This is a genomic window from Eubacterium coprostanoligenes, assembly GCF_900167205.1.
In the GTDB taxonomy this organism is placed as follows: Bacteria; Bacillota; Clostridia; order Oscillospirales; family Acutalibacteraceae; genus Eubacterium_R; species Eubacterium_R coprostanoligenes.
This window is the reverse complement of the sequence record NZ_FUWW01000006.1, coordinates 1-15286: the sequence shown is the minus strand read 5'-3', so window position 1 is coordinate 15286 and position 15286 is coordinate 1. Positions and strand designations below refer to the sequence as shown.

Annotated in this window: 12 protein-coding genes and 1 other annotated feature; of the genes, 11 read left to right on the top strand and 1 reads right to left on the bottom strand. The window is 41.2% G+C overall.

All coding sequences use genetic code 11. The annotated features are described in order from the left end of the window. Window positions 1-10 precede the first annotated feature (10 nt). Window positions 11-1591 carry a hypothetical protein gene (locus B5D29_RS03500; RefSeq protein ID WP_078768196.1) on the bottom strand — a complete coding sequence of 527 codons (1581 nt, stop codon included), beginning with the start codon at window positions 1589-1591 and terminating at the stop codon, window positions 11-13. A 204-nt stretch (window positions 1592-1795) separates the two neighbouring features. On the opposite strand from B5D29_RS03500, the gene B5D29_RS03495 reads away from it, so the two are divergent. The 11 genes from B5D29_RS03495 (at window position 1796) to leuB (ending at window position 15119) form a co-directional block, all read left to right on the top strand. Continuing rightward, a complete protein-coding gene (locus B5D29_RS03495; RefSeq protein WP_078768195.1) occupies window positions 1796-2635 on the top strand; it encodes a transketolase in 840 nt (279 codons plus the stop codon). A gap of 2 nt (window positions 2636-2637) precedes the next feature. Further along, window positions 2638-3579: a transketolase family protein gene (locus tag B5D29_RS03490; RefSeq protein WP_078768194.1), complete on the top strand. Its 942-nt coding sequence runs from the start codon at window positions 2638-2640 to the stop codon at window positions 3577-3579. A gap of 75 nt (window positions 3580-3654) precedes the next feature. Further along, window positions 3655-4851, top strand: a complete 1197-nt coding sequence (locus B5D29_RS03485; RefSeq protein ID WP_078768193.1) for a phosphoglycerate kinase — start codon at window positions 3655-3657, stop codon at window positions 4849-4851. A gap of 73 nt (window positions 4852-4924) precedes the next feature. Beyond that, window positions 4925-5692: a triose-phosphate isomerase gene (gene tpiA / locus B5D29_RS03480; protein WP_078768192.1), complete on the top strand. Its 768-nt coding sequence runs from the start codon at window positions 4925-4927 to the stop codon at window positions 5690-5692. A 143-nt stretch (window positions 5693-5835) separates the two neighbouring features. Continuing rightward, on the top strand, window positions 5836-7368 hold the full coding sequence (gene gpmI, locus B5D29_RS03475; protein ID WP_078768191.1) for a 2,3-bisphosphoglycerate-independent phosphoglycerate mutase: 1533 nt from the start codon (window positions 5836-5838) through the stop codon (window positions 7366-7368). Window positions 7369-7574: 206 nt separating this feature from the next. After that, a complete protein-coding gene (locus B5D29_RS03470) occupies window positions 7575-7931 on the top strand; it encodes an endonuclease domain-containing protein (RefSeq protein ID WP_078768190.1) in 357 nt (118 codons plus the stop codon). Between the two features lie 554 nt (window positions 7932-8485). Beyond that, the gene (locus B5D29_RS03465) at window positions 8486-10735 is read left to right on the top strand and encodes an alpha-crystallin domain-containing protein (protein ID WP_078768189.1); all 2250 of its coding nucleotides are present in this window, start codon (window positions 8486-8488) and stop codon (window positions 10733-10735) included. Between the two features lie 19 nt (window positions 10736-10754). Then, window positions 10755-10913, top strand: coding sequence for a hypothetical protein (locus tag B5D29_RS08680; protein WP_159443388.1), 159 nt, complete (start codon window positions 10755-10757; stop codon window positions 10911-10913). Between the two features lie 310 nt (window positions 10914-11223). Continuing rightward, window positions 11224-11865 carry a type I phosphoribosyltransferase gene (locus B5D29_RS03460; protein WP_078768188.1) on the top strand — a complete coding sequence of 214 codons (642 nt, stop codon included), beginning with the start codon at window positions 11224-11226 and terminating at the stop codon, window positions 11863-11865. Window positions 11866-11995: 130 nt separating this feature from the next. Beyond that, window positions 11996-12224, top strand: a binding site (T-box leader). Between the two features lie 59 nt (window positions 12225-12283). After that, window positions 12284-14020 (top strand): 2-isopropylmalate synthase, encoded by a 1737-nt coding sequence (gene leuA, locus B5D29_RS03455; RefSeq protein WP_078768187.1) that lies wholly within the window; start codon window positions 12284-12286, stop codon window positions 14018-14020. 28 nt (window positions 14021-14048) lie between these two features. Beyond that, entirely contained in the window at window positions 14049-15119 is a 1071-nt protein-coding gene (gene leuB / locus B5D29_RS03450; protein WP_078768186.1) for a 3-isopropylmalate dehydrogenase, read from the top strand. The last annotated feature ends 167 nt before the right edge of the window (window positions 15120-15286 follow it).

Genomic DNA, 15286 nt, shown 5'->3' with positions numbered 1-15286 from the left:
TGTTTATTTCCTAATTCTGATTTATTTTTTTGAACACCGCATATTCTTTGTTTTTGAATATAAGTTCGTAATTATTGTCATTTTTGAGATTGACATATAACGGCTTTTCGGATTTCTTTTCAATCAAAGCATAATTGAAATTGTATTTGTTAAACACTTTTTTGTAATTCTTTTTACCGTCAACAACTTTAAAATATTCTGTAAGATAGTCAAAATCGTGATTGGCTTCTTCTATAAACGAATCTGCACGGGCATCTATATATGTGGTGTAGCCTTTGAATTCAAGATAGCCACCGACATTGAAACCGTTAAATAATCTTAAATCGGTAACATTGTTTTCGTCAATGTCATTTTGCATTGCATCAATTGCAGTGTCAAGTCGTTGCATTGATTTGTTTGTTCCGTTATATTTTACATAATTTGATGCTTCGTTGTACATTCCGCTTCCAAGAGTGCCCACAATTAAAACTATGAATACAAATATAAGTGCGACTGTGGCTTTGATAAGTCCTTTTGATTCTTTCTTATTTTTGTTTTTGTTTGCTTCTTGGTCTTTTTTTATTAAGTTTTCAAAAATACCACGGAAGTCGATGTTGTCAATATATTTGAGGGTTGAAGGTATAGCACAAATGATGAAATAAGGTGTCAATTTGATGTACATAAGCATCATAATCGCAGTGCCCGCAGTAAGCAAAACATATCTGATGTTTGTTTTGCCTTTTTTGTAGAATAGATAAATGCAGAGAATTGCAAATAATTCCATCCAGTCCGAAATAGCAGAAATGTCAAATGAGAAAGTGAGCGGATTGAGTTCGCCTATCAAATTGTTTACTTTATCACCAACAGATGTTGTGAAAATAAAGGTTAAGCCCTTTACTCCATAAGGTGTTATAAGACCGAAAACTGCCATAATAACTGCTGTGATGAGAAGAGGCATAATCTTGCAACAAGCTATGGACTTGCCTTTGATTTTTATAGGCAGTGCATTTGCTAAAAACGGCAAAAGCACAATGAACAGCATTGTCCACATAGATGCGTGCAAATTTACAACAAGTACGGACAGGATAGGCAATACGCACAAGTGCTTGTATTTTCCGTCTTTGATAAATTTTTCAAGACAGATAAGCTCAATTAGGATAATTGAGTATGTAAAAATCTGCGGTCTTGTAACCATAAAAGCCGGCATAGCAGTTCCTGCAATAAAGGTTGCAACGCTTGCCACTATTGGCTTGTTGGAAATTTCAAGGCACAGCTTTCTGAACAAAAGAAGAAAAACCGTGTACATTACCAACACAAGCAATATCGGACCTAAAAAGCCCATAAGGCTGTATAGCTTGTAGAATATTATATCCGAAAGCCATTGTTGAACAACAAGGTCCATATTTGTGTGGAATGTGAGAAAATCTTTTGTCGGAATTCCGTTTTTACAGATGTATTCACCTGTTTTGATAATCCAGTATGTGTCAGAGTCTGTTCTCCAGTTCATCATAAACAATGATAAAAAAGGCAAAAACATTACGACCTTGTTTATTATTTTTAAAATCTTTTCGGAAAGTTGCTTGTCTTTCGCTTCGGTTAACTGCTGTCCCATGTTATCTCCTTGCATATATGTCTTTAATGTTAATTATACACATATTAGGAGTATAAATCAATATGATATTTGTACAAAATTAACATCGTTATATAAAAGATTACAATATGGTTACCATCCGTCGCTTTTCTCTTGCACATTTAACAATTATTTGTTACAATAAAAGGGAAAATAAAATCAGATAATTAGCAAAGGAGCTTTTTTATGGATTCATTATGTAAAAAAGAGCTTGAGATTTATGCCACAAAAATCCGTATGGGCATAATCGAAGGCACTTACAATGCAAAAGCAGGACATCCGGGCGGTTCGCTTTCAGCGGCAGATGTTTTTGCTTATCTTTATGAAAAAGAGATGAGAGTTAACCCTAAAGAACCAAAGTGGGACGATAGAGACAGGCTAGTTCTTTCAAAGGGTCACTGTGCACCGGGCTTGTATGCCGCACTTGCATACAAAGGCTTTTTCCCGGTTGAAGATTTAAAAACTCTCCGTCACATTGATTCTTATCTTCAGGGTCACCCAAATATGAATACTGTTCCCGGTATTGATATGAGCACAGGCTCTCTCGGTCAGGGTATCAGCGTTGCTGTCGGTATGGCAAAGGGCGCAAAGTTCCTCGGCAAGGATGTCAATGTTTATTCTGTTCTTGGTGACGGTGAAATCGAAGAAGGTCAGGTTTGGGAAGCTATGATGTTTGCTCATCAGTACAAGCTTGATAATCTCTGCATCATTATTGACTGCAACGGACTTCAAATTGACGGTCCTTGCAGTGAGGTTATGTCGGCAGAGCCTATTGACGAAAAGGTTAAGGCTTTCGGCTTTGATGTTATCACTATTGACGGCAACGATTTTGACGATCTTGAAAAAGCATTTGACGCTTTCCACAAGTCAAACAAGCCTTTTGCAATTATTATGAAAACTGTTAAGGGCAAAGGCGTTTCTTATATGGAAAATCAAGTTGGTTGGCACGGCAAAGCTCCAAACGAAGAAGAATATAACATTGCAATGGCAGAATTGAATGCCAAGTTGGCAGAATTGGAGGCGTAAGTATGAGCGAAGTAAAATGTATTGCTACCCGTGACAGCTACGGTAACGCACTTAAAGAGCTTGCAGCAGGCGGAGCAGATAAACTCGTTGTTCTTGACGCCGACCTTGCGGCTGCTACAAAAACAGGAATTTTCAAAAAGGAATATCCTGACAGACACTTCAACTGCGGTATCGCAGAAGCAAATATGATTTGTGCCGCAGCAGGTATGAGCACTATGGGACTTGTTCCGTTTGCTTCATCATTTGCCATGTTCGCAGCAGGCAGAGCCTTTGAGCAGGTTCGCAACTCAATCGGCTATCCGCATCTTAATGTAAAAATCGGTGCAACTCACGCAGGTATTTCTGTTGGTGAGGACGGCGCAAGCCATCAGTGTTGCGAGGATTTCGCTCTTATGCGTTCTATTCCGGGTATGGTTGTTATTTGTCCGGCTGATGATGTTGAAGCAAAGCAGGCTGTTAAGGCTGCTTATGAATACGAAGGTCCTGTATATTTGAGATTTGGCAGACTTGCTGTTCCTGTGTTCCACGATGACAGCTATAAGTTTGAAATCGGTAAGGGCGAAATCATTAAAGAGGGCAAGGATGTAACAATCATTGCAAACGGTCTTATGGTTGCCGAGGCTATCGAAGCAGGCAAAACTCTTGCAGAAAACGGCATTGATGCAGAAATCATCAACATTGCCACAATCAAGCCTCTTGATGACGAACTCATCGTTGCTTCTGCAAAGAAGACAGGCAAGGTTGTAACAGTTGAAGAGCATAACATTATCGGCGGTTTGGGCGAGGCTGTTTGCTCATGCCTTTCGGAAAAATGTCCAACTCCTGTAAAGCGTATCGGTGTTAATGACGAATTCGGTCATTCAGGCCCTGCAAAGGATCTTCTCAAGCAGTTTGGTCTTTCAGCCGAGAACATTGTAAAGGTTACAACAGAATTTGTTAAATAATTAACATTTATTATTGATTTATCAATTAAGATACTGTATAATGTTATTGTTAAAAATTCATAAAGGAGATTTATTATGGAAGCACTTAACAAAAAGACTATTGAAGATATTGATGTAAAGGGCAAAAGAGTTCTTGCCCGTTGTGACTTCAATGTTCCTCTTATGGACGGCGAAATCACAAATGATAAGAGAATTGTTGCAGCTTTGCCAACAATCAAGTATTTGATGGAGCACGGTGCAAAGGTTATCCTTTGCTCACACCTTGGCAGACCAAAGGGAGAATACAAGCCTGAGTTCAGCCTTGCTCCTGTTGCAAAGAAGCTCTCCGAGTATCTCGGCACAGAGGTTAAACTTGCAGAAGACCCTGAAGTTGTAGGCGAAAATGCAAAGAGAATTGCATCAGAGCTTAAAGACGGCGAGGTTATGCTTCTTGAAAATGTAAGATACAGAAAAGAAGAAACAAAGAACGAAGAGAACTTCTCAAAAGAGCTTGCTTCTCTTGCAGACATCTTTGTTAACGACGCATTCGGTACAGCTCACAGAGCACACTGCTCAACAACAGGCGTTGCGGCTTATCTTCCTGCTGTTTGCGGTTTCCTCATCCAAAAGGAAATCAAGTTTATGGGTGGCGCTCTCGCAAATCCAAAGAGACCTCTCGTTGCAATCCTCGGCGGTGCAAAGGTTTCTGATAAGATCGGCGTAATTTCAAACCTTATCGACAAGTGCGATACTATCATCATCGGCGGTGGTATGGCTTATACATTTATGAAGTACCTCGGTCACTCAATCGGCGACTCTATTCTTGAGGCTGACTGGGTTGAAAAAGCAGGTCAAATGATGGCTGACGCAGAGGCAAAGGGCGTTAAGTTCCTTATCCCTGTTGATAACAAGGTTGGCAGAGAGTATGCTGCTGACACAGAAGCAAAGATTGTTAGCTCTGATGAAATCCCTGACGGCTGGATGGGTCTTGATATCGGTCCGAAGTCAATGGAAGTTTTCGTTGACGCTATCAAGGGTGCAGGTACAGTAATTTGGAACGGTCCTATGGGCGTATCCGAATGGGATAACTTTGCAGCAGGTACAATCGCAGTAGCAAACGCTGTTGCAGAGTCAGGCGCAGTTTCAATCATCGGCGGCGGCGACTCGGTTGCAGCTGTAACAAAGCTCGGCTTCGCTGACAAGATGAGCCACATCTCAACAGGCGGTGGCGCTTCACTTGAATTCCTTGAAGGTAAAGAACTTCCTGGTATCGCAGCACTTCAGGATAAATAATAAACAACAATCTGCCTCCTTTTGGGAGGCGGGTTGCCTATAATACAATTGTAATAAATAAGAGGTAATTATAATGAATAAAGCAAAGAGAAAAGCTATCATTGCCGGCAACTGGAAGATGAACAACACTCCGGCACAGACAACAGCTTTGATTAACGAAATGAAACCACTTGTTGCAGATGCAGATTGCGAAGTTGTACTTTGCGTACCATTCGTAGACATCCCTGCAGCAGTTGAGGCAGCAAAGGGTTCAAATATCAAAATCGGTGCAGAGAATGTTCACTTTAAGGACAGCGGTGCTTTCACAGGTGAAGTTTCGGCAGATATGCTCAACGAACTCGGTGTTGAATATGTTGTTATCGGTCATAGCGAAAGAAGAACATACTTTGGCGAAACAGACCAAACTGTTAACCTCCGCACACTCAAGGCTCTTGAAAAAGGCCTCAAGCCAATCGTTTGCGTTGGTGAAACTCTTGAGCAGAGAGAACTTGGCTACACAGAAACTCTCTTGAAGTTCCAAACAAAGATGGCTCTCACAAATGTAACAGCAGAACAACTCAAGAATGTTGTTATCGCTTACGAGCCTGTATGGGCAATCGGCACAGGCGTAACAGCAACTGCTGACCAGGCTGATGAGGGCAACGGCTTTGTTCGTGCAGCTATCGCAGAGGCTTATGGCGACGATGCCGCACAGGGTGTTACAATTCAGTACGGCGGTTCAATGAACGCAGGCAATGCCGATGAACTTACATCAAAGGAGAATGTTGACGGCGGTCTTATCGGTGGCGCTTCACTTAAGGCTCACGATTTCTCTGTAATCGTAAAGGCAGCTTCAAAATAAAATATTTTTGCAGGCGGTATCGCCTAATCGTAGGGGCGACCTTTAATTAGGCGCCCCTTATTTATAAGGTAAACTGTCGTGTTTTTGCACGACCGAGGGGTTTGTTTCCTAACGCCTCAAATTTCAAACCAAGGAGATTATTTATGAAAAAAACCAATGTGCTTTGTATAATGGACGGCTTCGGCCACAATAAAAGTGATTTTGGCAACGCTGTTGCGGCGGCTAAAAAGCCAAATCTCGATATGCTTATGGAAAAATATCCTTACACCTATATCGGTGCTTCGGGTATGGACGTAGGTTTGCCTGACGGTCAAATGGGCAACTCTGAAGTAGGCCACACAAATATGGGTGCCGGCAGAGTTGTTTATCAGGAACTTACAAGAATTACAAAGGCTATTGATGACGGCGAGTTCTTCGAAAATGAAGCACTCAAAAACGCAGTTCAAAAGTCGATTGATGCAGGCAAGGCACTTCACCTTATGGGTCTTGTTTCCGACGGCGGTGTTCATAGCCACAACAAGCACATTTATGCACTTGTTGAACTTGCAAAGAGAATGGGTCAAGATAAGGTTTATCTTCACTGCATTATGGACGGCAGAGATGTTCCTCCGACTTCAGGCAAGGATTATGTTGCGGAAGCTATCGAAAAAATGAACGAAATCGGCGTGGGCAAGGTTGCTACTGTAATGGGCAGATATTACGCTATGGATAGAGATAATAACTGGGATAGAGTTAAAAAGGCTTATGACGCAGTCGTTTTAGGCGAGGGCATCAAGAATACAGACCCTGTTGCCGCTATCGAGGCTTCATACGCAACTGTTGACGGCGATGGCAAAAACCTCACTGATGAGTTCATTCTTCCAACTGTAACTCTTGAAAATGAGGGCAGAATTTCAGACGGCGACTCCGTTGTGTTCTTCAACTTCCGCCCTGACCGTGCAAGAGAAATTACTCGTACTTTTGTTGACCCTGATTTTTCAGGATTTGAAAGAAAGTATTTCCCGGTTAACTATGTATGTATGACTCAGTACGATGCAACAATGCCAAATGTTGATGTTGCTTTCAAGCCTGAGACGCTTAAAAATACATTCGGCGAATATCTTGCAAATAACGGTATGACCCAGCTCCGTATTGCCGAAACAGAGAAGTACGCTCATGTAACTTTCTTCTTCAACGGCGGTGTTGAAGCCGTTAACGAGGGAGAGGACAGAATTCTTATTCCGTCACCAAAGGTTGCAACTTATGATTTACAGCCTGAAATGTCTGCTTATCTCGTTTCTGAAAAACTTAACGAGGCTGTTCGTTCGGGCAAATATGATGTTGTCATCGTCAACTTTGCAAACTGCGATATGGTTGGCCACACAGGCGTGTTCGATGCAGCAGTAAAGGCTGTTGAGGCTGTTGATGAGTGCGTTGGCTCTCTCTATCAGGCTGTTATGGACAATGGCGGAACTCTTTTCATCACTGCCGACCATGGCAACGCAGACCAAATGAAAGAAGCTGACGGCTCACCGTTCACAGCTCACACAACAAATGAGGTTCCTTTCATCGTTTGCAACTGCGGTGATGTAAAACTCCGTGAGGGTGGCAAACTTTCAGATATAGTTCCAACTATGCTCAAGGTTATGTCTATGCCTCAACCTGAAGAAATGACAGGCAAGTCAATTATTGAATAATTAATAGGCTCCCCTTGTTGCAAGGCGATTTCCCCGTTAACCGGGGGAAATGTCTGCAACGCAGACAAAAGGGGGCGTCTACGCAGTAAAGCTGTCGTGCTTTTGCACGACTGAGGGGTTAAAAGATAAAACCCCACCGTCTTTTTGCTTCGCAAAAATCCACCTCCCCTTGCTTCAAGGGGAGGCAAAATCGGAAAGAAAGTGTTATGGATAGAAAGTTCAATAGTAACCTTGTCGAAAATTCAAGAGAATTGCGAAAGAATTTGACAAAGGAAGAACGACACCTTTGGTATGATTTTTTAAAAGACTATTCTGTTCGTTTTAAAAGGCAGAAGATTATAGGAAAATATATTGTTGATTTTTATTGTGCAAGTGCAAGTCTTGTTATTGAACTTGACGGTTCACAGCATTTTGAGGACGAAGCAATTGAGTATGACAATAGTCGAACAGAATATCTTGAAGAATTCGGTCTGCATATTCTTCGTATCCCTAATATTGAAATAAATACAAATTTTGATAATGTTTGTGAATATATTGATGCGGTTGTTCAATCAAGACTTTAATCTACAGAGCACTATAAGGCTCCCCTAATGGTTAGGGGAGCTGTCGTGCTTTGCACGACTGAGGGGTCAAGATATTATAAGGGTTAAACAAATCGAGGTCAAGAAATTGTAAAACCCCACCGCCTCGTTACACTCGGCACCTCCCCTTGCTTCAAGGGGAGGCAAATGTCAAGGCTCCCCTAATGGTTAGGGGAGCTGTCGTGCTTTTGCACGACTGAGGGGTCAAACAACGGAGGGGTTCAATATAATAACAGAATGTTTGAACGATAACGCAAATTGCATATTGTTTGCAAAAAACAAAGGCAACCAAAACTCCACTTCTTGTCGAAATATTAATCGTTTGTTAATATAAACAAAAAACATAACGCTTTTTTGTCATATTTTATGATTTATTCCAACAAAAAATGGTTGAAATGTATGTATATTTATGGTAAACTATTTATAATTGAAAATTCTGTGCAGTTGCGGTTGTGCAGAATGAATAATTGTTTTATTTTTCATTAATTATACAGAGGAAGCATTTGCTTCAAATCTATAAAAAATGGAGGATGATTATGAAAAAGTTTATCAAAAAAACAATTGCGGGCTTAATCGCAGGCGTAATGGCGATTTCATCAATGCCGTTCACAGCATTGGCTGATACCGCTTCTGATAAGGCATTTATTCAAAGTAAAATCAATAGCGGTGCACCGACATATGCAACTACAACCTCAATATCAGGCAATGCGCTTTCTAACCATACAGGTTATATGAATAATATTTTGGTTTCCGGTAATTATGACCAAAGAGCCAGCGCACAATTCGCATTAGATAATAGTGTTGGATATTCTATTGTTGCACACGCTCTTGATAAAGCTGTTGCAGTTTACGATGGAACTAATGATGTAAAAATTCCTGTAGCTGTAGAAGGGAAAGATGGCTATTGTGGAGCTAATATAACAGTTTATGCAGGTATCGACCATGTTGCTTTGAAAAACGGTGGTCAGTTCTCTTTAGGTAATCGTACATGGATTAGAGCAAACAGTTGGGTTGATTATGGAGACAATAGTGATACATCTCACGATTTTTCAACTGATGATACTGTCAATAAAGAAAGAGGAAACAGTGCTACGGGATATTTTCAAGTTTTTAAAAAGAATTTATTTGGTGGTGGTACAAATACTCCTAAACAATGGAAGAATTATATTACTTTTACACCGGACTCATCATTTGACGAAACCTATTATGCTTCGTTAACAACTCTTACATATAAGTGTCAAGCTGATATATTTGCGGAATGGACAGGTGGTAAAGGTAATAAGCAAAACATCGCTGCTGACACTTCCGATTATACAGTTGATTACAAAGTTATCAATTATAAACCGCTTAAAGATCTTTTGGACGATGTTGATGGTGATTTAAAGAATACTTTCAACACCGTATCTGCTAATGAGAGTGAATATGATGCGTCAACTGTTTCGGCATACTATTCTGCTCTTGCGGAACTTTACAGATTTAATCTTACAGATGGTCTTACAGTTGGCACAGTTGCAACAAAGGCTAACAAAATGAAAACTTTGATTAGCAATTATAATACTGCAAAAGAAAATCTTAAAAAACTTCCTCAAATTGAACAATCTTATATAGATTCGTATAACAATGCTCTTACCGAAGCAGAAGCAAAGGCTTTGTATCCTGACAGATATACAGCAGATTCAATCAATGCTTTGAACGTTGAAATCGCTTCTGTAAAGACTGCAAGAGATTCTGTTAAGAATAACGAAGAACTTGAAGCCTTAACAACAAGACTTTTGACAGCAATCAGCAATCTCGTTCAGGCAAAATTCAATGTAGTATTTGTTACAGTAGATCTTGATTCAACCACTGAAAATGGAAAGTTTAATGACTATATTGAATATGGCAAAACCTATGATGCCGATGCTGGGGCAAATGTAAAGAAGTGGGTTGTAACAACCGACAACGGCAACACATCTACTGTTATTGATAACTTTGATCAAAAGGCTTCTTTTGTAATCACAAAGGACGCAAAGATTTATGCTTATCTTTCAGGCGAAGACAGTTCAAAGAGTTCATCAAAGGTTACTTTCCTCGGCAGACACAATCAGGTTGTTGCAATCAGATATGTTGCCAAAGATATGACACTTGACACAAAAACTGTTGACGCTCCAAGTATTCCTTTCTATCATTTTGAAAATTGGGATCTTGCTTCTGTAAAGGGCGACGGCAACGAATACACCGTAAAGGCAACTTACACTTGCAATCAAGAATCATCAGATTTCTGCACAGTTCACTTTGGTGAGTGGAGCAAGGCTTATGCATACGACAGCTATGTATATCTTCCAAACACAGAAGCAGGCACAAAGTATGCTCTTTATTCTGATGAACAATACACAAAATTTCTCACTGTTCTTGACGGTGTAGATTTCTATGCACCAAAGACAAGCGACATTTATGTTAAGGCTTATGATGCTGAAGCAGAAGCAAGAATTGCCGTAACAGGTTCATTCGCTGAAAAAGATGAAGAAAAAGGAAAGAAGTATGCTAACTTCAACTGTAAGTTCTATCTCCCTGCCGGTGCAAATGCTATTGAATGGGGTGTTGAAGTTCTCTCCCCTGATGGCACAAGAACAGCTAAAGTAAAGGCTGAAAAATTGTCAGAGAGAAAAGAATATACTGTAAGATTTGGCACAAGTAGCTCATCAGTTCCATCAATCACAGGTCGTGCATATCTTGTATATGTACAAAACGGAGTAAAGACAACAATTTACTCTCCTGAATATGTAACAGTCAACTTGAACGCTTAATTTAAGGAGGAATTGAATAATGAAAAAGTTTGAATCACCTCAAATTAATGTGGTAAAGTTTATGAATGATGATGTGATTACAACATCAAGCGGTTATGGAAATATTACAGATTCTAATTTCGACGATTTGTTTGCTCCTCATTCAGCAGCACCTGTAGATGACGAAGTCGAATTCTAATATTTCAATACAAAATCAGCTCCTCTTAATTGAGGAGCTTTTTGTTTTTGATGTTTGCCTCTCCTTACAACAAGGGGAGGCACAACCAACATAGCCTCCTCTTATGGTAAGGTGATTCCCCCGTTAATCGGGGGAAATGTCTGCGAAGCAGACAAAAGGGGGCGTCTACGCAGTAAAGGTGTCTGCATTTTATATGCAGACGGTGGGGTTTTACTGATAAATAATTATCTATTTTGCATAAAAAATCTTGTTTTCCCCTTGCAATATATAGCAATTTAGTGTAAAATGAAAGAAAAAAGGGGATCTTTTTATGAACAATGTCTACACAATAACTAATCCTAAAAATGAAAATGTGTTTATTCATGTTATGCCGGGACACTTCATCTCTGCAAACAATCATATAAATTATTATGTCGGCACATCCGACATCAAGCATAATCTCAATGTCTCTGTTGATGCGGCAAAACTTATGGCAGAGTACTACAACACAAACGCCATTCAGGTTGACACAGTTCTCTGTTTGTACGAAACACAGGCGCTCGGCGCATATTTGGCAATGGAACTTTCAAGCCCAACTATGATGTCACCGAACCCGGACCAAACAATCTTTGTTGTCGGCAGTGAATACGATGCCGCAGGCAACTTGATTTTCAGAGACAATCTTCGCAGAATGATTTTTGGCAAAAATGTTTTGCTCCTCATTTCTTGTATCACTTCGGGCAGAACCATTGAGCGTGCCATGGAAAGCGTGGCATATTACGGTGGCAAGGTTGCAGGCATTTCCGCTGCGTTCTCAATGCAAGCACGCATTGCCAATGTTCCTGTAAACGCATTGTTTACCGAAAAAGACATCCCGGGTTATATATCTTATCCGTCACACGATTGCCCATTCTGTCAAAAGGGTATCCCTGTTGACGCAATCAGCAACGGCTACGGCTATTCAAAAATTTAACAGCAAACATAATCGGCTCCCCTAATGGTTTGGGGAGCCTGATTTATTTTGTTTGAATTTTATTTTCAAAAAATCTTGACAAATCATATCTTTTTGTTATAATAAAATTACTGAAAACTTAACAGTACCCTTAAAGATGTGGAAGCAGAAAAAGATTGTTTGCTTGCTTCAGAGAGTCGATGGTTGGTGTGAATCGGCGGATGGCAAATGATGTATAGCTCTCTGTGGAGTCGACGACCTGAATAGAAATCAATAGGGTTGTCCGAGTAGCTTCGTTATAGGCTGAGGCATTGTTTGATGCTAAAGGGCAGTTTTTCACTGCTGAAATAGGGTGGTACCGCGTATTTTACGCCCCTATACTTTTGAGTGTAGGGGCTTTTTTATATTCCTTTGCACCAAATGAAAGGAGATTTTTATTATGAAAAAAGGTTACGAAAAGTATTTTGGCTTCAAGCCGATTGACATTCCTGACAGAACTTGGCCAAGCAAGCAAATCACAAAAGCACCGATTTGGTGTTCGGTTGATATGCGAGACGGCAATCAGGCGCTTGTTGATCCAATGAATTTGGAGGAAAAACTCGAATTCTTCAAGACAATTCTTGGTGTCGGAATCAAGGAAATAGAAGTCGGATTCCCATCAGCAAGCGAAACAGAATACGAGATTTTGCGCACACTCATTGACGGTGGATACATTCCTGATGATGTGACGATTCAGGTACTTGTTCAGGCAAGACCTCACCTCATCAAAAAGACTTTTGAGGCTATCCACGGCGCAAAAAATGTAATCGTTCACTTCTACAATTCAACATCAACCTTGCAGAGAAAGGTTGTTTTCAAAACCGATATGGATGGCGTAATTGATATTGCTGTCAAGGGTGCGCAACTTATTTATGAATTGACCGAGGAGGAAAAGAAGAAAAATCCCGAAACAAATATTCGCTTTGAGTATTCGCCTGAATCGTTCAGCGGAACAGAGATGGACAATGCGGTTGAGATTTGCAGACGAGTGATGGAGGAACTTCACATCACAAAAGAAAATCCGATTATCCTCAATCTTCCGTCAACTGTTGAGGGCTCAACACCAAACGGCTACGCTGACCAAATCGAGTATTTTTGCCGTCATTTGCCAAACAGAGAATCGGCTATCATCTCGCTTCATCCTCACAACGACCGAGGCACAGGCGTCGCGGCTGCCGAACTTGGCTTGCTTGCCGGTGCAGACAGAATCGAGGGCACATTGTTTGGCAACGGTGAGAGAACAGGCAATGTTGACATTGTCACTCTTGCACTTAATATGTGGACACAGGGCGTTGACCCGCAACTTGATTTTCACGACATCAAAAAGATAAAAGAGGTTTACGAGCGTTGCACAAAGATGAGTGTTCCGCCTCGTCATCCGTATGCAGGCGAGCTTGTGTTCACTGCGTTTTCGGGTTCGCATCAGGACGCAATCAACAAGGGCAAAATGTATATGGAAGAGAGCCACAGCGATATGTGGGAAGTGCCTTATCTTCCTATCGACCCGGCAGATGTCGGCAGAGAATACGAGCCGATTATCCGCATAAATTCGCAGTCGGGCAAAGGTGGAACAGCCTTTATTCTTGCCAACAATTACGGCATCAAAATGCCAAAGGCTATGCATCCTGAATTTGGCGCAGTTGTTCAAAACGCTTGCGAGGAAAAGGGCAAGGAGCTTACCGCAGACGAGGTTTTCGACCTTTTCCAAAAGGAATACAGAAATGTCAATGGTCCTTACAGACTTGTTAATTATAAAATTTCAGAAGAGAAAAACGAGGACGATGCTCTTACAACAGTTCATTTCACCGGTACTCTTAAATACAAAGATGAAGCACCTGTGCAGATTGACGGCTTCGGCAACGGTCCTGTAGGTGCGTTCTGCGATGCTATGAACAAAACACCGCTTCGTGAGTATGAGTTTATTGATTATGATGAGCACGCAATTGCAGTCGGCTCGGATTCAAAGGCTATCAGCTATATTCAACTCAAAACTCCGCAGGGCAAAACAATTTTCGGTATCGGTGTCAGTCACAATATCGGCTACGCTTGTATGAAAGGCGTTATTTGTGCAATCAACCGTGACCAGCCTGATACAATGCGTGACGATACCATGCCCGGCATCTTTGATGTTTGCTGATTGATATAATATTTTGGAGGACAATGCTATGAAAGAATACAATATTACCGTGTTGAAGGGCGACGGAATCGGCCCTGAAATCGTTGATGAGGCAATCAAGGTTTTGAACAGGGCAGGTGAAAAATTCGGCTTCAAGTTCAATTATAACTATCAGCTTTTGGGCGGTTGCGCTATTGATGCAACAGGTGTTCCTTATCCGCAGGAAACAGCAGATGCGTGCAAGGCTTCGCAGGCAGTGCTTTTGGGTGCTGTCGGCGGTCCGAAGTGGGATGACCAACCGGGCAGTAATCGCCCTGAAAAGGGACTTCTTGCAATCAGAGAGGATTTGGGACTTTTTGCAAATCTTCGCCCTGCAAAGATTTTTGCTCCGCTCAAGAGTGCTTCTCCGATTAAAGAAGAAATCATCGGTGACGGCTTGGATATTCTCATTGTTCGTGAACTTACAGGCGGTATTTATTTCGGCGACCGTGGAACTTATGAGGAAAACGGCGTTGTAGGTGCTTATGATACCGAAAGATATACTTATCCTGAAATTAAGCGAATTGTCAAAGCCGGCTTTGAATATGCAATGAAGCGTGAAAAGAGATTGACCTGCGTTGACAAGGCAAATGTGCTTGATTCCTCTCGTCTTTGGAGAAAGGTTATGGAGGAAACTGCGGTTGATTATCCGGAGGTTGAGGTTTCGTATATGTATGTTGACAACTGCGCAATGCAACTTGTACGCAATCCGAATCAGTTTGACACTATCGTTACATCAAACATTTTCGGCGACATTCTTTCTGACGAGGCTTCAATGATTTCAGGCTCAATCGGAATGCTTGCTTCTGCATCTCTCGCAGAGGGCACTTTCGGTTTGTACGAGCCAATCCATGGTTCTGCTCCTGACATTGCAGGTCAGGGCAAGGCAAATCCGCTTGCAACCATTCTTTCGGGTGCTATGATGCTTCGCTACACATTTGGCGAGGCTGAAGCTGCCGATGCAATCGAAAAGGCGGTTGACACAGCGCTCACTCTTGTCAGAACTCCGGACATTTTCGAGGACGGTTTCGCTCATGTAACAACCTCGCAAATGGGCGATAAGGTTGCAGAACTATTATAAAATATAGTTGTTTCAAGAGAGTTGACTTTGTCGAAAAAGTATTTTTGACACGTTATAGGCTGTTGAGAAAGTTTCTGAATTTCGTTTTCTTGCGAACTTTGCTGTACCTCGTCAAAACATATTCCGTATAGAACAAAACAAAGTTTTGTAAGTATACTACATATGTT

Coding starts and splice junctions, on each gene's coding strand:
- B5D29_RS03500 (WP_078768196.1), bottom strand. CDS start 1,591: ATGGGACAGCAGTTAACCGAAGCGAAAGACAAGCAACTTTCCGAAAAG.
- B5D29_RS03495 (WP_078768195.1), top strand. CDS start 1,796: ATGGATTCATTATGTAAAAAAGAGCTTGAGATTTATGCCACAAAAATC.
- B5D29_RS03490 (WP_078768194.1), top strand. CDS start 2,638: ATGAGCGAAGTAAAATGTATTGCTACCCGTGACAGCTACGGTAACGCA.
- B5D29_RS03485 (WP_078768193.1), top strand. CDS start 3,655: ATGGAAGCACTTAACAAAAAGACTATTGAAGATATTGATGTAAAGGGC.
- tpiA (WP_078768192.1), top strand. CDS start 4,925: ATGAATAAAGCAAAGAGAAAAGCTATCATTGCCGGCAACTGGAAGATG.
- gpmI (WP_078768191.1), top strand. CDS start 5,836: ATGAAAAAAACCAATGTGCTTTGTATAATGGACGGCTTCGGCCACAAT.
- B5D29_RS03470 (WP_078768190.1), top strand. CDS start 7,575: ATGGATAGAAAGTTCAATAGTAACCTTGTCGAAAATTCAAGAGAATTG.
- B5D29_RS03465 (WP_078768189.1), top strand. CDS start 8,486: ATGAAAAAGTTTATCAAAAAAACAATTGCGGGCTTAATCGCAGGCGTA.
- B5D29_RS08680 (WP_159443388.1), top strand. CDS start 10,755: ATGAAAAAGTTTGAATCACCTCAAATTAATGTGGTAAAGTTTATGAAT.
- B5D29_RS03460 (WP_078768188.1), top strand. CDS start 11,224: ATGAACAATGTCTACACAATAACTAATCCTAAAAATGAAAATGTGTTT.
- leuA (WP_078768187.1), top strand. CDS start 12,284: ATGAAAAAAGGTTACGAAAAGTATTTTGGCTTCAAGCCGATTGACATT.
- leuB (WP_078768186.1), top strand. CDS start 14,049: ATGAAAGAATACAATATTACCGTGTTGAAGGGCGACGGAATCGGCCCT.